The 19,668-nt window shown below is 50.6% G+C and carries 21 protein-coding genes; 9 read left to right on the top strand and 12 right to left on the bottom strand.

The features are described from left to right. Positions 1-43 precede the first annotated feature (43 nt). The gene (locus tag TH63_RS08600; protein WP_048920590.1) at positions 44-1,111 is read left to right on the top strand and encodes a glycoside hydrolase family 43 protein; all 1,068 of its coding nucleotides are present in this window, start codon (positions 44-46) and stop codon (positions 1,109-1,111) included. A 233-nt stretch (positions 1,112-1,344) separates the two neighbouring features. Further along, a complete protein-coding gene (locus TH63_RS08595; RefSeq protein ID WP_082161602.1) occupies positions 1,345-2,604 on the top strand; it encodes a dicarboxylate/amino acid:cation symporter in 1,260 nt (419 codons plus the stop codon). Positions 2,605-2,650: 46 nt separating this feature from the next. Here the strand turns inward: TH63_RS08595 and TH63_RS08590 are convergent, their stop codons facing one another. After that, complete coding sequence (locus TH63_RS08590; RefSeq protein ID WP_082161601.1) at positions 2,651-3,034, bottom strand: winged helix-turn-helix transcriptional regulator; 384 nt, start codon at positions 3,032-3,034, stop codon at positions 2,651-2,653. 122 nt (positions 3,035-3,156) lie between these two features. Between TH63_RS08590 and TH63_RS08585 the strand changes: the two genes are divergently transcribed. Beyond that, positions 3,157-3,789 (top strand): NAD(P)H-dependent oxidoreductase, encoded by a 633-nt coding sequence (locus tag TH63_RS08585; protein ID WP_048920589.1) that lies wholly within the window; start codon positions 3,157-3,159, stop codon positions 3,787-3,789. A 323-nt stretch (positions 3,790-4,112) separates the two neighbouring features. Next, on the top strand, positions 4,113-4,382 hold the full coding sequence (locus TH63_RS08580) for a hypothetical protein (RefSeq protein ID WP_048920588.1): 270 nt from the start codon (positions 4,113-4,115) through the stop codon (positions 4,380-4,382). A gap of 372 nt (positions 4,383-4,754) precedes the next feature. Here the strand turns inward: TH63_RS08580 and TH63_RS08575 are convergent, their stop codons facing one another. Continuing rightward, complete coding sequence (locus TH63_RS08575; RefSeq protein ID WP_048920587.1) at positions 4,755-5,240, bottom strand: NUDIX domain-containing protein; 486 nt, start codon at positions 5,238-5,240, stop codon at positions 4,755-4,757. 38 nt (positions 5,241-5,278) lie between these two features. Here TH63_RS08575 and TH63_RS08570 point away from each other — a divergent pair, with 38 nt between their 5' ends. Genes TH63_RS08570 through TH63_RS08560 form a run of 3 tightly spaced genes read left to right on the top strand, consistent with a single transcriptional unit; the run spans position 5,279 to position 7,651 of the window. After that, positions 5,279-5,728: a PaaI family thioesterase gene (locus TH63_RS08570; protein WP_048920586.1), complete on the top strand. Its 450-nt coding sequence runs from the start codon at positions 5,279-5,281 to the stop codon at positions 5,726-5,728. Between the two features lie 8 nt (positions 5,729-5,736). Next, complete coding sequence (locus TH63_RS08565) at positions 5,737-7,164, top strand: ATP-dependent DNA helicase (protein WP_048920585.1); 1,428 nt, start codon at positions 5,737-5,739, stop codon at positions 7,162-7,164. 43 nt (positions 7,165-7,207) lie between these two features. After that, entirely contained in the window at positions 7,208-7,651 is a 444-nt protein-coding gene (locus TH63_RS08560; protein ID WP_053093765.1) for a DUF1573 domain-containing protein, read from the top strand. Between the two features lie 91 nt (positions 7,652-7,742). Here the strand turns inward: TH63_RS08560 and TH63_RS08555 are convergent, their stop codons facing one another. The 6 genes from TH63_RS08555 to TH63_RS08530 form a co-directional block, all read right to left on the bottom strand. Continuing rightward, positions 7,743-8,126, bottom strand: a complete 384-nt coding sequence (locus tag TH63_RS08555; protein ID WP_156180491.1) for a DUF423 domain-containing protein — start codon at positions 8,124-8,126, stop codon at positions 7,743-7,745. A 189-nt stretch (positions 8,127-8,315) separates the two neighbouring features. Next, complete coding sequence (locus tag TH63_RS08550) at positions 8,316-9,542, bottom strand: T9SS type A sorting domain-containing protein (RefSeq protein WP_231583569.1); 1,227 nt, start codon at positions 9,540-9,542, stop codon at positions 8,316-8,318. A gap of 495 nt (positions 9,543-10,037) precedes the next feature. Next, positions 10,038-10,718, bottom strand: a complete 681-nt coding sequence (locus tag TH63_RS08545) for a YggS family pyridoxal phosphate-dependent enzyme (protein WP_048920583.1) — start codon at positions 10,716-10,718, stop codon at positions 10,038-10,040. Then, positions 10,718-11,767 carry a VWA domain-containing protein gene (locus TH63_RS08540; RefSeq protein WP_048920582.1) on the bottom strand — a complete coding sequence of 350 codons (1,050 nt, stop codon included), beginning with the start codon at positions 11,765-11,767 and terminating at the stop codon, positions 10,718-10,720. The genes TH63_RS08545 and TH63_RS08540 overlap by 1 nt, the downstream gene beginning before the upstream one ends. After that, positions 11,748-12,674 carry a hypothetical protein gene (locus TH63_RS08535; RefSeq protein ID WP_048920581.1) on the bottom strand — a complete coding sequence of 309 codons (927 nt, stop codon included), beginning with the start codon at positions 12,672-12,674 and terminating at the stop codon, positions 11,748-11,750. The genes TH63_RS08540 and TH63_RS08535 overlap by 20 nt, the downstream gene beginning before the upstream one ends. Before the next feature lie 123 nt (positions 12,675-12,797). Beyond that, positions 12,798-13,679, bottom strand: a complete 882-nt coding sequence (locus TH63_RS08530) for a DUF58 domain-containing protein (RefSeq protein ID WP_048920580.1) — start codon at positions 13,677-13,679, stop codon at positions 12,798-12,800. Between the two features lie 54 nt (positions 13,680-13,733). On the opposite strand from TH63_RS08530, the gene TH63_RS08525 reads away from it, so the two are divergent. Next, positions 13,734-14,174, top strand: coding sequence for a DUF4296 domain-containing protein (locus TH63_RS08525; protein ID WP_156180489.1), 441 nt, complete (start codon positions 13,734-13,736; stop codon positions 14,172-14,174). Here TH63_RS08525 and TH63_RS08520 read toward each other — a convergent pair. Further along, the gene (locus TH63_RS08520) at positions 14,167-14,505 is read right to left on the bottom strand and encodes a tRNA-binding protein (RefSeq protein WP_048920578.1); all 339 of its coding nucleotides are present in this window, start codon (positions 14,503-14,505) and stop codon (positions 14,167-14,169) included. The two genes, TH63_RS08525 and TH63_RS08520, sit on opposite strands and share 8 nt — an antisense overlap. 145 nt (positions 14,506-14,650) lie before the next feature. Between TH63_RS08520 and TH63_RS08515 the strand changes: the two genes are divergently transcribed. Then, complete coding sequence (locus tag TH63_RS08515) at positions 14,651-16,189, top strand: FAD-dependent oxidoreductase (protein WP_048920577.1); 1,539 nt, start codon at positions 14,651-14,653, stop codon at positions 16,187-16,189. 148 nt (positions 16,190-16,337) lie between these two features. On the opposite strand, the gene TH63_RS08510 is transcribed toward TH63_RS08515, so the two are convergent. The 3 genes from TH63_RS08510 to TH63_RS08500 form a co-directional block, all read right to left on the bottom strand. Continuing rightward, positions 16,338-16,886, bottom strand: coding sequence for a DUF922 domain-containing protein (locus TH63_RS08510; protein ID WP_082161600.1), 549 nt, complete (start codon positions 16,884-16,886; stop codon positions 16,338-16,340). A gap of 62 nt (positions 16,887-16,948) precedes the next feature. Further along, positions 16,949-18,283, bottom strand: coding sequence for an MATE family efflux transporter (locus TH63_RS08505; protein WP_316931959.1), 1,335 nt, complete (start codon positions 18,281-18,283; stop codon positions 16,949-16,951). A 200-nt stretch (positions 18,284-18,483) separates the two neighbouring features. After that, the gene (locus tag TH63_RS08500; RefSeq protein ID WP_048920576.1) at positions 18,484-19,578 is read right to left on the bottom strand and encodes a pyridoxal phosphate-dependent aminotransferase; all 1,095 of its coding nucleotides are present in this window, start codon (positions 19,576-19,578) and stop codon (positions 18,484-18,486) included. Positions 19,579-19,668: the final 90 nt, after the last annotated feature.

Here is a 19,668-nt window from a genome sequence, read left to right as displayed (position 1 = left end):
GGCAAGCAATTTTGTTTAGACAGCCACTACCCATTTCACCCGTATGATTACCATCAAACACTTTAGGTTACTGTTAGCCGCGGCTCTTTTGGTCAACGGGATAACTCTTAACGCGCAAAAACTTGAGAAAAACCAATTCAATAATCCTTTGGCCTTGCAACGCGCTGACCCGCACGTCTGGAAGGCAGCAGATGGAGCCTATTATTTTGTGGCCACCGTGCCAGAGTACGACCGCCTGGAAATAAGGAAATCTAAAACCATCAATGGCATAAAAGACGCAAAGCCGGTTATTGTATGGCGCAAGCACCAGAAAGGCGCAATGGGTAACCACATCTGGGCTCCTGAACTACACCATATTAACGGAAAGTGGTACATCTATTTTGCCGCCGGCTCCGCAGAAGACAAATGGAAAATACGCAAATATGCTTTGTCTAATTCGGCTGCAGATCCTACCCAAGGGGAATGGAAAGAGGAGGGAGAGATAGTCAGCAAACCAAATCAGTTCACTCTGGATGCCACTACCTTTGAGCATAAGGGGCAGCGGTTCATGATCTGGGTAGACCGGGCCTCAGAAAAGGTGACCAACACGGGCTTATTTATCGCCAAAATGACCAGCCCCACAACCCTCGACGACAAACAAGTAGTGATCTCGCAACCAGAATATGCCTGGGAAATAAAAGGCCACCGCGTAAATGAGGCCCCAGCTGTCATCATTCGGAACGGCAAGGTGTTTGTGACCTTCTCGGCTAGTGCCACTGATGCGAACTATTGCCTGGGTTTATTGTGGGCAGAAGAGGGAGCCGACCTGCTGGATGCTTCATCCTGGCACAAATTACCCGAACCGGTATTCTCCACCAATGAAAAATTGAAGCGCTTCGGACCAGGGCATAACAGCTTTATTGTAGCCGAGGACGGCAAGACCGATATCATGATTTACCACGCCCGCGACTACAAAGAGATAAAAGGCGAACCCCTTTATGACCCAAACCGCCACACCCGTGCCCGGGTCTTAAGGTGGACCAAAGACGGCATGCCTCATTTCGGTCAGGAGTTGGATGATAAGGAAATGGCTGTAAAAAAGGAAACACGGGCCAAAAAGGCAAAAAATTAAAACAGGGTTAGGATAACGTATTCTTCCAAAAATAGAGGCTTAGGGAAATTACCTCTAAGCCTCTATTTTTGGAAGGGCTTACAACTTCATTTAAAAGGAATTTCTAAGCCTAACCCCAGCAGAAACTTATTTTTGTTAGCTTCCTCTTTACACTTACTGGCTCAGAGACTGGCAAATTTGCTCCTTCCGGTAAATCTGGCTATTCTTGAAGCTTGATTTCACCCCACTTCTACATGATCCGGAAGAAACCCATCTACAAAAGTCTTTATTTTCAGGTAATTACCGCTATTATATTAGGCATTGCCTTAGGCCATTTTTACCCGGAAATAGCGGTGCAGCTAAAACCCTTGGGCGATGCCTTTATCAAACTGGTGAAAATGATGATCGGGCCAGTGGTGTTCTGCACTATTGTGACCGGTATTGCCGGCATGCAGGACATGAAGCAGATCGGGCGGGTAGGCGTGAAGGCGCTGCTGTACTTTGAGGTGCTCACCACCGTGGCGCTCCTCCTGGGTTTGTTGGTAGTGAACGTCCTGAAGCCCGGAGCCGGAATGCACGTAGATGCCGCCAGCCTGGACACCAACGCCTTATCCGCCCTGACCTCGGGTAAAGCACCTGAGCATACCGGGGCGTTGGCCTTTTTTATGCACTTGATCCCGGAGAACATCATTGATGCCCTGGCCAAAGGTGATTTGCTGCAGATCCTGTTTTTCTCGGTGCTGTTCGGGTTTGGCTTGTCTAAGATAGGGGAGCGGGGTCAGCCGGTGTATTCCTTCATTCAGTCCCTTTCTAACGCCTTGTTTGCCATCATCCACATCATCATGAAGGTGGCGCCGCTGGGGGCGTTGGGGGCTATGGGCTACACCATTGGCAAATACGGACTGGAGTCCTTGGGTTCCTTAGGGCAGCTGATGGGCGCTTTCTACCTCACCTGCGTCTTGTTTATTGTGCTGGTGCTAGGGCTGGTGATGCGGGTAATGGGTTTCAACATTTTTAAACTGCTGCGCTACATACGGGAGGAACTGTTGATCGTGCTGGGAACCTCGTCGTCAGAGGCGGCCTTGCCGAACTTGATTGAGAAGCTGGAGCGTTTGGGCTGCTCTAAATCGGTGGTGGGGCTGGTGGTGCCTACCGGCTATTCCTTTAACCTGGACGGCACCTCTATTTACCTGACCATGGCGGCCGTGTTTGTGGCCCAGGCCACCGATACCCCATTGGATATTGGCCAGCAGATCACCTTGCTGCTGGTGCTGATGCTTACCTCAAAGGGGGCTGCCGGCGTAACCGGAAGCGGTTTCATAACCCTGGCCGCCACCTTGCCCGCCGTGGGCGGAATACCGGTGGCCGGCCTGGCGCTCATTCTGGGCATAGACCGTTTCATGAGCGAGGCCCGCGCCCTCACCAACCTCATCGGCAATGCCGTGGCCACCATCTTCGTGTCTAAGTGGGAAAAGGAGATAGACCTGGACCAAGCTAAAAAACTTATAGGCTAATTTCTGTTTCGGGCCTGTTTTTCAGAAAACAGGCCCGAAACAGAAATTACGCTTCCTCTGGGTGGTAGATAATCTTGTCGCGGTGCTTGAGGCCCCAGTCGCGGAGTTCATTGATGACTGGGGTGAGGCTATGGCCGTATTCCGTGATGGAGTATTCTACCGTCACCGGCGAAGTGTCATGCACCGTGCGCTTTACCAGTTTGTTGACCTCTAGCTCTTTCAGTTCCTTGGAAAGCATTTTGGCCGTAATACCCTGCACATCGCGGTGCAGTTCTTTAAAGCGCCGTTTGTGCACGCATAGGGCCACAATAATCGGGATTTTCCACTTGCCGCTTAGAATGTCCAGTGCATCTCTGATTGGGAGAATGTGCGTGATGCAAAGGTTGCGGGCAGGCTTGGTAACAACGTCGGGATTGATAACTGCTTCCATATCAAGGTCATTTCATGTGAGAAACCGGTATATAAACGTAAACCAGTATCTATTTGAAACCAAAAGTAAGTAAATTTGTTTATACAACTAAAGTACTTACAAATAAATTCGATTTTAAATAGATGAACTTACTTCAGGATTTGAACTGGCGCTATGCCACCAAGCGGATGACCGGCGCGAAAGTGCCTCAGGAGAAACTAGACACCATTTTAGAGTCTATCCGCTTATCGGCCTCTTCCATGGGTTTCCAGCCATATAACGTGTTCGTGATTGAAGACCAGGAGGTGCGTAAGCAGATTCAGGCCGTGGCCTTTAACCAGCCCCAGATTGTGGAAGCCTCCCATTTACTGGTTTTTGCCGCCTGGGATCCCTTGACGGATGCGCAGGTAGACGACTATATCCAGCACATTGCCTCAGAAAGAGGAGTGAAGCAGGAAACCCTGCAAGGCTTCGGGGATAGCATTAAAGGCATGATCAAAGGCCGTACTGCCGATGAGAATTTCCAGTGGGCCGCCAAACAGTCTTACATTGCCCTGGGTACCGCCCTGGTGGCTGCCTCTATGGAAAAAGTAGATTCTACGCCTATGGAAGGCTTCCAGCCGGCGGCCCTGGATGAATTGTTGGGTCTCAAAGAAAAAGGCCTGCGCAGCGTGTCTCTCCTGGCGCTAGGCTACCGCGATGAAGAAAAAGATTTCCTGGCCAAGGCCAAAAAAGTGCGCAAGCCCTCTGAGAAGCTTTTCCTGAAGGTAGCGTAACCGCCCCTTTACTGCTAGAATATACAAGAATACCCGCTGCCTGGTTAACCTTACAGACCCGCAGCGGGTATTCCCTTTTACTGTGTTTCCCTAAGAACTAAATCACTATGAAAAAGAAACGAAAATAGAAATTAATATATATAGATTAGTCAGTTGTATTTCTTAACCAAGCGTATACGGTTTAGAGCCTTATTTTGAAGCTCAATACTTTTTACCACTATTATGAATTCCAAGATTTTTATTTTAGTTGTATTTACCGGAATATTGTCCTCTTTTTCAAGCTTAGTTTTTGCACAATCTAACCAAAGCAATAATCAGGTCGGATGGTGCAGGATTCTATAAAGGCAAATACCGAAAATGATGAAAAACGCTTAAAAGACGCCACCGATCTGAGAAAAGCCTCCAAGGCTGAAGAGAAAATGTTGATGGCCAGAACAAAAGAAGCCAAAAGAGTAGATAAAGATGCATCATACGCAGCTAAGCAAGCCAAGCAGGCTTCTAAAATGGAGGCCAAGGCACAGAGGAATAGAAGAGATGCTGACAAACAAGCCAAAAAAGCAGCTAAGGCACTTGAAAAATCTAATAATAATTAACGCAATAATGATTTCACAAAAAAAGCCTCTCCCAACCGGAGAGGCTTTTTTTGTGAACAGTTTTTGGATAGGAGGGATGAATTGAAAACAGGATCAATCATCCTGATCCAATTCTTTCTGAATTAAAGAGGTCGTTTCTGCAAAATACCGTGAAATCGTACCAGGAATTTTTAGATTTCCGCCCATGTTGGTGTTCTCACTAACAAACGAAAAGTCGTTTCTAATTAATAAAAGCTTTTGAAATAAAACCTAAATAAGGTAACAAGTCCTGTAGAAATAGAAAAGCGTTTCGGGCCTGTTTTTCCAAAAATAGGCCCGAAACGCTTTTTAATTAATCCCAATTAGAACTCTTCAAAAATAGGATTCCCAGGCTTACCCCAGGAAGTTAAGCCGGGGAATAAACAGATCGTCCAGGTCTACTAGGGCATGCAAAATAGGGTGGAGTTCTTCGCGCTTGAGCTGGTACATATCTCTGATGCCCATAAACTTCACCTCTTCCAGCAACTGTTCTTGGTGGGAGTGTTCCGGATCGGTGCCCAGGGCCAGTTCGCCTTTCAGGAGTTTCACCTCAAAGAATAACTCCAGGGCATGTAGGGGCGGCCGCAGGAATTCGTTCAGGTTAAGAAACCGGCCCACTTCTACGTGCAGCCCTGTTTCCTCGGCAAATTCGCGCACCAGGCAATCCTTTACTTTTTCTCCGTATTCCAGACCTCCGCCCGGCGGAATCCAGAACACGCCTTCGCCAAACGGGTCGGTATGCCGGGCCAGCAGAAGCTTGCCATCTTGTATGAGTAATCCGCAGACCCTGATCCTGGCTTTGGAAGAATAAGGGGCTGCAAGGGGATGTATGTTCTCCATAGGTTGTAGACCACCTTTTGAGGCCGTACTTTTACAGTATGCTCAAAACGTATAATGATAATTTTAAAGATACGGTCAAAGAGAAACTTCAGCGGCAATTTTACATGCATTTGCTGGGTTTTGACCTAGAAACCGTTGAAATAGGGCAAGTTTCCGGCCAATTGGTGCTGGAAGAGAAACATAAACAGCACAAAGGCTTCGCCCACGGCGGCGTTATTGCTACCCTGGCAGATATTGTCATGGGCTTTGCGGTGGTAACTCTGGTGCCGGCCAACCAGCACGTGGTCACCGCCGACCTGAAAATCTCCTACCTCCGGCCCGGTGTGGGGGAAGCCATTCTGGCCAAAGGCTGGGTCTTAAAACAAGGCCGGAAGTTGAACTTTTGTGAGGCTGAAATCTTTAGTATAGATGGGCTGGGCCATAAGAAACTTATCGCCAAAGCCTCTGCGACCATGGCGGTTTTAGCGCCGGACGCCACCCATTCTTGATTCCTGTTATGACCCCTGCTGAAGCAATCCGTCAGAATTTTCCTTTTGAACCTACCACCGACCAGGCTGAGCTTTTTCAGAAACTTGACCAATTCATTCTGCGCAAAACCGGCTTGAAAGAGGTGTTCATGCTCAAGGGTTTCGCCGGAACCGGTAAAACCACTGTGGTGAGCGCGCTGGTGAAAATCCTGAATAAGTTTGGCTATAAGTATGTCTTGCTTGCTCCTACAGGCAGGGCCGCCAAGGTGATGTCCACCTACTCGGCCAAGCCGGCCTCCACCATCCATAAGAAAATCTATAAACAGACGGCTAACCCGTACTCAGAAGGATTGGCTTTCTCCCGGCAGCCCAACAAAAACGAGCGGGTGGTCTACATTGTAGATGAGGCTTCTATGATCTCAGATGATAAGGCCTTCGGGGACAACGGCCTGCTGCAGGATCTGGTCAATTACGTGTTTGAGAGCCCCAGCAACAAGCTTCTGCTCATAGGGGACACCGCCCAGCTTCCGCCCGTCAACCAGGCCCTGAGCCCCTCACTGGATGCCAGCTACCTGCAACGCTACTTTAAGCTGCACGTGCATGAGATGGAGATGCGCCAGGTCATGCGGCAAGCCGAAGAATCCGGTATTCTGATGAACGCCACCCGCCTGCGTAATGAGCTGGTAAAAGAGCAACCCGAACTGGCGTTCCGGACTAAGGGCTTCCGGGATATCTTTCACATGCGCGGCGATAAGCTGGAAGACGGCCTGCGTTACGCCTATGACAAGTTTGGGGTTGATAACACCACGGTGATCTGTCGGTCCAACAAAACGGCCAACCTCTATAACCAGCATATTAGGCGGCAGATTTTCTTTGCCGAAGACGAGATTGGGGTAGGCGATTACCTCATGATCGTGCGCAATAACTACACCTGGCTTCCCAAAGACTCCAGCATCGGGTTTATGGCCAACGGCGATTTTGTGGAGATTACCAAGATCATCCGCTATGAGGAACTGTATGACATGCGCTTCGCGGATGTACAGATCAGGTTCGTAGATTACCCCAATGAGCCGGAACTGGAAACCAAAATCATGCTGGACACCTTGTACTCAGAGTCGCCGGCGTTGCCAGCTGATAAAAACAAGGATCTGTACCAGCAGGTGCTCCAGGATTACCAGCACATAGCCAATAAACGCGCCCGCAGCCAAGAAATGCGCCAGGACAAATACTTGAACGCCTTGCAGGTAAAGTTCGCCTACGCGCTCACTTGCCACAAAGCACAGGGCGGCCAGTGGCAGGCGGTGTTCGTGGACCATGGTTTCCTGAAGGATGACCTAGTGAGCCAGGAATTTGCCCGTTGGTTATACACGGCCACTACCCGGGCCTCTGAGCAGCTGTTTCTGGTGAACTTCAATGAGAAATTGCTGGAGAATGCCCCTGAACGCGTAGAAGACTAACGGATTTAAATTTATATTGCACCCAGCTTTACCCCTTAAAGAGATGAAAAAAGTAATCTTAGGCTTTTTCTTCCTGGCCTTCGGCAGCACAGCCGCCCTGGCCCAGACTACGGCTACCCTGCCGCCCGCAGTCCCAGTTGATTCTATTGCGGCTCCAGCCCCCGTGGTAGGCCCGTCGCTGCAGTTTGAAGAGCAGAAATTTGATTTCGGGGATATTAAACCCGGCGATGTGGTGGAGCATACCTTTAAATTCACCAATAACGGCACCTTGCCGCTCATCATAGCCAACGTGAAGACCACCTGCGGCTGCACCGCCACCAGTTTTCCCAAGGCCCCGGTTATGCCCGGGGAGACAGCCTCTATTACGGCCCGCTTTAACAGCGCCGGCAAACGGGGTCAGCAAAACAAGGTCATCACCGTGGAGTCAAACGCCGTTCAGGGCTCTAGTCAGGTAATTATTGCTACGAACATAGTAGCGGCCAACTAGCGTTTCACGCCTGTTTTTCTTAAAACACACCAAAAACGCCTTTCTTGCTACAGCAGGAAAGGCGTTTTTGGTGTGAGGGTACTTCAAATACTTACCGAAGATTCCTGGCTATGACCCACACCAGGTTCAGCCACCCTACAATCATAAAGACGCCGCCAATAGGAGTGATGGCACCCATCCACTTTACGCCGGTTAGGCAAAGCACATACAGTGATCCAGAGAAAATTAAAATTCCCACCAAAAAGCAAATGCCGGAAAGGCTGAGACCAGTCGCTACCGGGTACTGCGCCATAAGTACGCCCAGAATTAATAAGCCCAGGGCATGGTACATCTGGTATTTCACGGCGGTTTCAAAGGTATCGGTGCGACCAGTCTCGGTTAGCATCTTGGCCAAACCGTGCGCCCCAAAGGCCCCAATCATCACGCCCAGGCCACTGAAGAGGGCGCCTAGGATCAAAATCGTTTTTATGCTCATCTTCTAATTTTAGTAAGTAAAGACGTCTCTTTTCTCTGCCTCAGGCAGACAGTGCAAAACTAACCAAAATCCTGAACCGTGCAGATGGAAGGCGGTAGTTTGCGGTTACAGTTCAAAATCAGGAAAGCCCGGCCAAAGCCAGGCTTTCTAGTGGATAGATTCCTGAAAAACGGAAGGCGAAACAGTGGGTTACAACACCACTAAGACCCTGGTTTTGGTGCGGTCTTGCGTTTCAATCCGTAGAAAGTAAACCCCTTTCCCATAGGCGCTCAAATCCAGTTCCTGGTTTACCGAAGCATCGGTCACGGTCTTAGTGAAAAGTACTGTGCCCAACCTGTTGGTAACGGTTAACTGAAATGGTTCAGAGTTTGGTGGGAAAGAAATTGTAAAATGTCCGTCATGGCTTGGGTTAGGGAATATTTTCAAAAGGCTCCAGGAAGGCCTGCCTATATCTTTTACTTCCACCGCGAACTCATACAAGGAAGTCATGCCATTGGCAGCGGAGGCTCTTAGCGCCACCGTATACCTGCCAGGCATAGCATAGGAATGGCGGGGGGATACCTCATTGCTCACACTTCCATCACCGAAGGTCCAATAATAAAGCCCTGCCCCTTTGGTGTGATTGTTAAGGTGAAGGGTTTGACCAGCCACTGCGTAATTGACCTTAATGTCAGGCGGTTCTCCAGTTGGGGGCAGGTTCACGACATCGGCGTCATAGATCTGCCGGAGGGAAATGCCTTCCTGAAAAAAGGGATTCTCCCAAAGATGGGTTCGCTCTACGGTCAGCAAACCCCATGGTTTTACGGTAGGAGGGCCTAAATTGGGGTAGTTCCAGTGGGTTTGCATCAGGCTATGGTAGGCTACTTCCTGTGTGAATGGTTCAGTTTCTGGGTGCGGCAGGCCAAATGCGTGACCCATTTCATGTGCCATGGTACCATGGGGCACGCAAGGGTACATAAAACCGTAGTTATCTTCCGGGTTGGTGGGGCAAATGCCCGTATTATTGAATTCAGGGAAATTCTCCACGCCTGCCATGGCCACTCCGCAGGCACCCTCACACCCTTGGGCCCCTAAGCCAATCCCATACGTCTGGCCTGTCTTTATCCAGAGAGTAGTTATAATTCCGGGTTCCCAGATAGGGACCCCGTTCGCATCCATTTCAGAAAGTAGTTTAACCCACCAACTTTCATTAGCGTCGGTGTTGTCCTCCAGGCCCTGGTAATAGCTGGTATTCTGCAGCCCCTGGTAGAAAAGGACTGTGTCTGGCTCTGAGAAGGTGTAGGTCATGCCCCCGGAGTTAATCTGGTACCAAGCCTGTATTTCCCGGGAGGCTTTCCTGATGGCGTCGTATTCAGCCTGGCTATACGAGGCATCCTTCGGAACTACATAGTACACCGCTACTTTATAACCAGCCAAGGCTTTTGTTGCCTGTTTATAGGTTTGAGTTTTTGGGACGGGAACCTTGGTGCAATCCGTAAACCGGCCCAGCTTTTGCGAAAAGGACGGGAAAGTGGCACCCAAAAGAGAGCAATAGAAAAGAAGTAGAAGTTTTTTCATCGCTAGACAAAGAGTTGGCTAGGGTAATAAAACTAAAGGATAAGATGTAAATGCGGGCGCATTCGTGGAAGGGCGGGAGGAGGAAAACTATAATCCAGTATACGAATTAGAATGTAATGATGATAAGATATATTATGGTTTTATAAATTTAATGGAAGATTAATCTGGTGGTTGAATAGTTGAAATTCTTAGGTGCTGAAGATGATCTACGGGCTATCTAATTCTAAAATCAAATTAATAGGTCTCACAAAGGCATGGGTGTAGAAGCCTAAAGAAGCCTTCTATCTGAAAAAAACAAAAGGCTTTTAAACCAAAACCAACCTTAAATAGATGCTAGCATGTAGATATTAAACCTCATTGAGCATAATTCCGGTGGCCGAAGATAGCGCTGCCCACCCGGATCATGGTACTCCCCTCGGCAATGGCCAGTTGATAGTCTGAGCTCATGCCCATGGAAATTTCCTTGAAGTAGGGTGCGTCCTGGAAAAACTCTTCCTTCAGGGCATTAAAATACCCTTTCAGGCGGCGGAATTCTTTTTGCAGGTGTTCCTCATCCTCGGTATTGGTAGCCACGCCCATAACCCCGCAAAGGCGCACATTCTTTAGTTGCTGGAAAATCTCGGAATGGAGGAGTTGTCGGGCCTCCTCCAGGTCCAGGCCATATTTGGTGTTTTCTTCGGCAATATAAAACTGCAGCAGGCAATCAATCACCCGGTTATTCTTTTGGCCCTGCTTGTCAATTTCCTGGAGCAATCGCAGGCTGTCTACAGATTGGATGAGGTGCACGAAAGGGGCAATGTATTTTACCTTGTTGGTTTGCAGGTGGCCAATCATGTGCCATTCCACATCAGGGGGGAGCAGTGGTTGCTTGGACATTATTTCCTGCGCCTTGTTTTCTCCAAATGCGCGTTGCCCGGCGACGTAGGCTTCCTGGATCAGTTCCACGGGGTGGGTTTTAGAGACGGCTATCAATTGGCAGTTGGTGCCGCTTAACCGTTGCCTGAAATCCTGGATACTTTCTTCTATAGATACCATTAGTCTTCTAACGCGTTGGTGAAAAAGGTGTTTTTAAGCAAAAGCCACAGCAGGAAAAGCAAGATGGCCCACCGCAAATATACCTGGTAATAATCCTTGGTGTCACGGTAGCGGGTTTCTTTTACCTCGCTTTTCTCCAGCTTGTCTATCCTCTGGAAAATCTGGGACAAGGCGCCGGCGTCCTGGGCCCTGAAAAACTGTCCTTCGGCCAAAGAGGCCAGATCGCGCAGGGTCTTTTCCTCCAGGCCGGTCTGTACCGTCACTGGATGCCCCATGGAGTCTGCCGGGAGTTGAATAGTCCCTTCTTTCCCTATGCCTATGGTGTACAGTTTCAGTTGGAACGCATGCGCCAGTTGGGCCGCCAGTTCCGGGTCAAGGCTGCCGGCGGTATTCTCGCCATCGCTGATAAGAATGCACACTTTAGATTTGGCGGTGGACTCCCGTAGTCGGTTAATGGCGACGGCCAGGGCGCTGCCTATGGCGGTGCCGTCTTCGGGCACCATGTTCAGGGAAATGCTTTTGATGCTTTCGCGCACCAGCTCATAATCAGTGGTGAGGGGTACCAGGGAATAGGCCTGCGCGGCAAAGACTACCACCCCAATTCGGTCCTGCACCCGGCCGTTCACAAACTGCAGGGCCACTTTTTTGGCGGCCTCAAGGCGGTTAGGCTGAAAATCGGTGAGCTCCATAGACCCTGAGACGTCCATCACCAACACAATGTCAATTCCTTCAGCCGAAAGTTCTACGGTTTCATCCGTCTTTTGGGGCCGGGCCAGCGCCACCAGCACCAGCATGAAGAAAAGACTGAACACCACGTCTGGCAAATACCGCAGCATGCTGGACCAGTGCCAGGTGGCGTTGCCTTCAAACAGGGCCACATCAAACTTTTTCCTGAACCTTAGGTGTAAAAGCCAGCGCAGCAAAAAAAGCAGGGGCACTGAAAGGAGCGCGTACAGGAAGCCCTGGTTGGCCCAGTCAAAAGATTGCCAGGTGTGCCACGAGAACCAGCTCAGGTTGAGCCACGAGAAATCAGCGGGAATTTGCCACATGGCGCAGGGAGTCTCTAATTAAAACATAACGCAACGCCGCAAACTCAGCCAGCTTGGTAAGGGCGTCGGCCACCTCGGTCTCATCATCTGAGATGATATTGCCGTAGATGGCGCGGTCACAGATCTTAAGCGAGTTGCCCACGCGCTCATCTTCCTCATAATAAGTGGTGATCTCCTTGGTGGTAAAGGAGCTGATCTCCTCGTCTTCCAGCTTTGTGAGGTAATTTTTCCAGAGGGTAATGGCCCGCTCCAGATGATCCAGGGTTTTCATGCGCCTGAAACGATCTTTGGACGTCTGGAACCGGTATTGGAACTGGCTCTGGTCTTTGCGCAACACGTACAGATTATACCGTAGCAGAATGCCGTTGCCAAACAAGCCCCAGATACCGCCAATAAAGATGGCGCCGGCCAGAAGGCCGAGTCCCCAATACAGATAATTGAACTTGTCCGCCACGTGCTCTAGCTGGGTATTGGTCATAAGCGGCAAGTCATCTGGCGGCACTTTCACGTTCTGGATCAAGACCACTGAGTCTGGGAGGGTATTCAACTGCAGGGTGTCTTCCCGGAAAAAGAGACGGGCATGCAGCTGCAGGTGCTGCACTGGCTTCAGATGGAAGGTGCGCAAAGTGTACACGGTGCTGTCTGTACTAATGCCCCGCACGGTGCGGGTAGGGAAGAACTCTTTCCGGACCAGCTCAAAGGGGGCAAAGGAAAAAGTGGAGTCCGGGAAGACTACCTCTGCCTGGACGGCCTGCCTGGAAAGCAAAATATATTTCACAGACTGGCCTAACTGCACCGAGTCCTGCAGAAAATACCCTTCCATTTTAATAGAAGGCAGCTGCGCCCAGGTGACCAGCGGGAAAAGCCACAGGGCAAGCCATCCTCCTTTTTTTATGAGCCTGATCAAATTCAGTTTATCTTATTTTCTCTTTTGCTGCGCCAGGGCAGAAATGGTAAATGGTGTCCTTTTCTGTTTTGGGCCCATTTTCCAGAAAACGGGTCCAAAACAGAAACTCTTTAAATTACTTTGCTAGGCACTTCTTTTCATGCTCCTGTTTCTGGCCCTGAACAGGTTCATCAGTTGCGGCACGTAATCCTGCTCCACGTAAATAGGCAGAAAATCGGCTTGGTATTGGCGGCAGATCTTGATCAGCTTTTCCTGGTTCTGGGCGTAGGGGAGAAGGTATTGGTCTCTAAATGCCTTGGAAGAGGTATTGATCCACATGGTTTTGCCGGACTCTTTGTCTAGCAGGGGAATAATACCCAGCTTGGGGAAACCGGTTTCGCGCTTGTCCATGAGTTGCAACACAATAAGGTCATGCTTCTTGGCCAGCATGATAAGTTCCCGCTCGTAGTTCAGGTCTATGAAATCTGAGATCAGGATCATAATGCTTTTGCGCTTGACCACGTTCAGGGCCAGTTTAATGCCAGCGCCAATGTTGGTTTTGGTAGACTGCGGCTCCAGACGGGCCAGGGTTTTAATAAGCGAATAGGCGTGCTCATTGCCCTTTCCCGGTTTCAGGTACTGCTCCTTGCCGTCTGAGAAACAGATCATGCCTAACTGGCTGCCCTGGTTGAGCGCCGATAAGGCCAGAATGCCCCCAATCTCTTTGCCTAAATCCATTTTCTGCGCTCCCGGTTGGCCCAGGCATTGCGATCCGCTCACGTCCAGCAGCAAAAACACATTCTGCTCCTTTTCCTCGCGGTAGGTTTTCACAAAGGTGCCGTGGCCCTTGGCGCTCACGTTCCAGTCAATGGACCGCACGTCATCTCCGTATTGGTAGGCGCGCACGTCGTCAAACTCCAGGCCAGAGCTTTTGAAAACAGATTTGAAATCGCCTTGCATCTGGCCGTCAATTGCCTTTCTGATCTGTATTTCGTATTTTCGTAGCTTCTTCACCAAGTCTCTCATGCCTTCCTAGGGTTTGTGCAGCGTTTAAAATTACCGAAACTTACGAACAACCACGTGAAAAAACGTTTGTGCCTCTTTTTTCTGCCCCTGGCATTTCTGGCTTGTACCCCTGATGAAGAAGAAAATAAACCAGCAGACCTGGTGCCGGCAGACAAAATGACGCGCATATTAATAGACGTGCACCTCACCGAAGCCAGCATTGGCCGCACCATCAGAAACTTTGATACCTCCCGGGTGGCCTACAAACAGGCCCATAAACTGGTCCTGAAACGTCACCACGTGTCAGACAGCGCCTTCAAGCACAGCTATGACTATTACCTGTTGCACCCGGCCCTGCTAGATAAGATCTATGACAACGTGCTGGACAGCCTTAGCCTGCGGGAAGCCAAGCTCACTGAGAAAGCGGTTCCGGATTCTACGGCAGCACCTACAGAAACCACGGTTTCCCCAACCGAGATCAAGGTTAACCCTTCAGATACCACCAAGGTTAAATAAGCCTTTTGCCGTTGGGCACTTGGGCCTGGGGTTGCGCCAGCACAATATTTCCTTCTTCGTCCTCAAAACCCGTCACCAGCACCTCAGAGCGCCAAGGTCCAATCTGCTTGGGCCCAAAGTTGGTCACGCAGATCACTTGCTTTCCTATCAATTCTTCTAACGTATAGCGTTGGGTAATTTGTGCGCTTGATTTTTTAATGCCCAGTTCCCCCAGGTCCACCCACAGTTTATAGGCGGGTTTCCGGGCCTCTGGAAAAGGCTCCGCCTGCAGGATAGTACCTGCCCTTAGATCTACCGCCGTAAACTGGTCCCAGGTGATGATGTTCTCCATTTCTTTTTTTGGTTTCTAAGGTAAGGGTTTGCCGCACATGGGGCAAGACCGAAAGTCATGGTCCAGAAACCTCCTGCGCGGGCGCGCGTACCCCTAAAAGCAGAAATTATTCTTCCCCTGCTGACCATCTATCAAACCTTACGATATGAAAAATAATACAGGAACAACTTTAGCCGTCTGGCAATCAGGCATTGACATGCCCGCCACTTCCAGCCTCACCAGTAACGTGACGGCAGATGTGTGCGTGGTGGGCGCGGGCATTGCCGGTCTTACCACGGCCTATCTTTTGACCAAGGAAGGCAAAAAAGTAATTGTGCTGGATGCCGGCGAGATCTGTGGCGGCGAGACCAGCCGTACCACCGCGCATATCTCCTGGGCCCTGGATGACCGCTATTCCAAACTGATAAAGGTCTTCGGGAAAGCCCAGGCGCTGCTGGCCTATGAAAGCCACCGCGATGCCCTCAATAAAATAGAGCAGATCATCAAAGACGAACATATTCAATGTGATTTCAAACGGTTGCCGGGCTACCTTTTCCTGGGCGCCACAGACTCTGAAGACCAGCTGGACGAAGAACTGGAAGCCTGCCATTCCTTAGGCATTAAACAGGTAGTAAAACTGAAACAGGTGCCTGTGCCTACCGTAAGCGACCGTCCCTGTTTGATGTTCCCGGACCAGGCGCAATTCCACCCCACCAAATACCTGGCGGTGCTCAGCCGGTATATCCTGGACAACGGAGGCGAGATCTATACCAACAGCCACGTAAAGAAATTTGAGACCGGAGCTGTTAACCGGGTGGTAACTGATGCCAACTTCTCTGTGACCTCTAACCATCTGGTAGTCTGCACCAATACGCCCGTGAATGACTTTGTGGTCATGCACACCAAACAGGCGCCTTACCGCACCTATGTAGTGGGCATGCGTATTCCTAAAGAAAGTATTCCTACCGCCTTGTATTGGGATGACTCAGACCCGTACCACTACGTTCGCCTGGCCTCAGTGGCCGGCGAGGAAAACCTGGACACGGAGATTCTGGTGGTGGGAGGTGAGGACCATAAAACCGGACAGAGCGAAGGCAACGAATCTGAGCGGTTTACCTGTCTGGAGGAATGGACCCGCAAGAAATTCCCGATGGTGCAGGACGTGGTCTTCCAATGGTCTGGCCAAGTAATGGAGCCAGTGGACTACATGGGCTTTATTGGCCGCAACCCCATGGACGAGAAGAACGTGTACATCGCCACCGGCGACTCCGGGCATGGCATGACCCACGGCACCATTGCCGGCATGCTCATCACCGACCTTATCTTTGGCCGCACCAACCCCTGGGAGAAACTCTATGACCCGGGCCGCGTGACCCTCTCTGCAGATACCGCCAAGGAATTCCTGAAGGAAAACCTGAACGTGGCCGGCCAATACGTAGATTATGTAAAACCGGGAGATAAGGAAGAAACCGCCGTTGCGCCCGGCTCAGGCATAGTGATGCAGAAAGGGGCGGGCAAAGTAGCGGTATACTGTGACCAGGAAGGCAAGCGCCATGAATGCTCCGCGGTCTGCACCCACCTGGGCTGTATCGTGAACTGGAACCACGTAGAGAATTCCTGGGACTGCCCTTGCCACGGCTCGCGGTTTGACCCATTCGGGAAAGTGATTGCCGGGCCAGCCATTACAGATCTGGAGAAACTGTAACAGGCAAGAACCAGAAACGGAGTTGCGTTTTGGGCTTACTTTTGAAAAAGTAGGCTCATAATGTAACTCCGTTTTTTTGTGTCAAATGGAAGGGGTGGTAAGTCCGTAACTTATTATTAGAAACTAGATAAGTCTTAGTTGGTGTTTTCTACTTAAAGTTCTCCAGTTCTTTCAGCCGTGTCTCTACATAGGCCATCCATTCCAATTGCTGCTCTTTGTCAAGGCCATGGCGGCTTTCCATATCATATAGGTCCTGCTCTTTGTGCCAATTGTCGAAGGCCTCGCTGGCGTATTTGTTCATATCAGCGGCGCCCCGGGTACAACCGTTGGTTAGTTGTGAAAGACGCTTCCTGAGTTGGCGGGCATGGAGTTCGGTGAGGTCAAAGTGCAGTTGCTCATGGGCCAGCAGCAGCTCAGAGCTTTTGTTGCGGGTCCAGGATTCCTTAGGATTGAACACGGCCTCCACCTTAAACTTCAGCTGGTTGTTCTCGCATTTCACCTTCATTTCCATGTTGGTGGAGGTGAGGGCGTGGTGCGGGTTGTCTTCAGAGGGGTTGCCCGCGAAGTCGTTCCAGGACAGGCGTTTTTGCATGGACCATGGAATCTCAGTGGCGCGGGTACTAGGAGCAGGGCTGTTATCTGGCAAAGAGGCAAAAAACAGCGCACAAATCCAGAGGGGGATGAAAGATAATGACATAGCTTTTCCCCTAACGCTTACAGTCTGTTTGGTAGTTTCCTGACACAAGAATTTTGTGAAATTTATGCCGGGCTGAATTTCTTAAACCGGAAAAACAGCAACAGGGCCGCTATGGTTAACCCGGTAAAGAGCCCCAACCAAATCCCTATGGCGCCCAACCCGGCCCAAAAACCCAGGGCGTAACCGGTAGGCAGGGCAATTAGCCAATAAGAGAAAAGCGAGATCATGCTGGGTACCCGGACGTCTTCCAGCCCGCGTAGCGCACCCAGGCCCACCACCTGTACCCCGTCAGATAACTGAAAGATAGCCGCTATAATGAGCAATTGCGCCGCCAGTTTATGCACGGCTACGTCCTGCACGTAAAAGAGCGGGATCAGGTCCTTGGCCAAAATAATAAGGGTGGCAGACGCCGCCATGAACAAAGCCCCCATGATCAGGCTACTATATCCCGCCTCATGCACCCCATGATGGTCGCCTAAGCCTCTCAATCGGCCTACCCGTATGGTGGCCGCTGCCGATATTCCGCTGGCCATCATGTACGTCACGGAGGCTATGTTCAGGGCAATTTGGTGCGCCGCCAGTTCCCGGGCGCCTAGCCAACCAATCATGATGGCTGAAAACCCGAAGGCCCCCATCTCAAAAAGCATTTGCAGGGAAATAGGAAACCCCAGTTTAAACAACTTCACCATGTGCGTTAAGGACAAACTCTGCCGGTGCAGGAAATGCCGGTACCGCACAAAACGCGACGAATAAAAGATAAAGGCCGCCATCATGAGCGCCATGACTATGCGCGAGATAAGGGTGGCCCACGCAGCCCCGTTCAAACCAAGGGCCGGAAACCCCAACTTGCCATAGATAAGCAGGTAGTTTAAGCCCACATTTAACACATTGGCGAAGATGGAGATAAACATAGACTGCTTGGTGAGCGAAAGGCCTTCGGCGAACTGCTTAAACGCCTGAAACACCATAAGCGGGACCATGGAAAGGAAAAGGATCTTTACGTAGGGCAAAGCCAGTTTCACCACGTCCACGGGTTGGTTCAGGTGTTGGATGAAGGGGGCTATGGCATAGAAAAGCAGGAACAGCAGCACGCCCATGATCGTGTTCAGGAACAGCCCGTTGAGCAGGATAAGGGCAATGCGGGTATGGTTTTTCCGACCGTCGGCGCGGGCAACTAAAGGCGTAATGCTAAAGGAGATGCCTAAGCCAAATACTAGGATTATCGTGAAGATACTGTTTCCCAGAGAAGCGGCGGCCAACTGCAAGGTCCCCAGCCGGCCCGCCATCACACTGTCTGCAACGCTTACCAAAATATGCCCCAATTGGCTTAAAACCACCGGATAGGCCAGCCAAAACGTGCTTTTATAATGTTGACGGTACTGCGCAGAGAAAATCACCAGGGTACGATTAAAGAATAGCCCGCAAAGCTACGGCTATTTTCCCTAAACCAGCCAAGCGTGTTTTTAAGGAGTGAGTGAGTGAGTGAGTGAGTGAGTGAGTGAGTGAGTGAGTGAGTGAGTGAGTGAGTGAGTGAGTGAGTGAGTGACGTTTCAGGGCTGTTTTTCGGAAAACAGGCCTGAAACAAAAAAGCAGGATTTTAAGCGATAAAGGCCTTTAAACGGTGCATGGCGTAGTCCAGGGCTTCATCTGGTAAGGCGAAGGACATTCTCACGGCGGCGGGCATTCCCATGTTGGTAGAGGGCAGCACTTCCAGGCCTACCTGGTCCTTTAGGGCAGCGGCCCATTCTTCTACAAGCCTGAAGGGTGATTTGGGGTCCTGGGGAGCCAGGCAGCCGTCAATCTGGAGCGTGACGTAATACCCGGCTTCGGGATTGAAGAATTTCAGGCGGGGCATTTTCTCCAGTTCCTTGATCACCCGCTGCCGCTTTAGGTCCAGCTCCGCCCTGAATTTCTCCCAGATGCTGTGCCTATGCTGGATAGCCGCTATGGCGCCCATCTGGGTGAACGGCGACACCCCTGAGATCCATTTCAGCTGCAGCTCAGTGGCGATGTGCAGGATTGGAAAAGGGGCCACCAGATAGCCAATGCGCCAACCAGACATGGCAAAGGACTTAGAGAAACCGTTAACCACGGCTATCCTATCTCGCAGGAGCTCAAAGCGTAAGAAGCTGGGGTTGTCGCCGGTATAGACCAAACCGTCGTAGATTTCATCTGAAAGTAAATGCAGGTTGGGGTACTCTTCCAACAGCGCCGCCACTTCTTCCTGCTCCAATGAGGAATACACTTTCCCTGTCGGGTTGCCCGGGCTGGTTAAGATGAGAAGCTTGGTGTCTGGGGTGATTTTCTTGCGGAGCACCTCAATGTCCAGCGCGTAGCCTTGCTCTGGGTTGGCCGCAATAGTCGTGAGTTTACCGCCGCTTTGCCTGATCAACTCCGGGAACGCGAACCAGTAAGGCGCCAAGGCCACTACCTCATCATCTAGGTGCAGGAGGCTTTTCAGGTACAGGTGAATGGCGTGTTTGGCGCCGTGGGTAATAAGGATTTGTTCCGGGGGCACGGGTACGCCTTCGTCTTCCAGGTAGCGCTGCGAAAGGGCATTGCGCAGTTCCGGTAATCCTTCATTGGGGCCATAAAAGGTATTGTTTTGTTTCATGGCCTCCTGCAGGGCGTCAACGGCCACCACTGGAGAATTAAAATGCGAAACGCCCAGATGTAACGGAATCAGGTCCATGGGTTCAGGTAGGTTAGTAGGGACAGACACAACTGACCTTAAGGTACGAATTGATTGGCAAAGGCTATCCTGTTTGGGGCCTGTTTTTCT

Origin of the sequence: Rufibacter radiotolerans (assembly GCF_001078055.1) — a bacterium.
GTDB classification, from domain to species: Bacteria; Bacteroidota; Bacteroidia; order Cytophagales; family Hymenobacteraceae; genus Nibribacter; species Nibribacter radiotolerans.
Note: the sequence above shows the minus strand (reverse complement) of the source record. Positions and strands in the feature narration are given on the sequence as shown.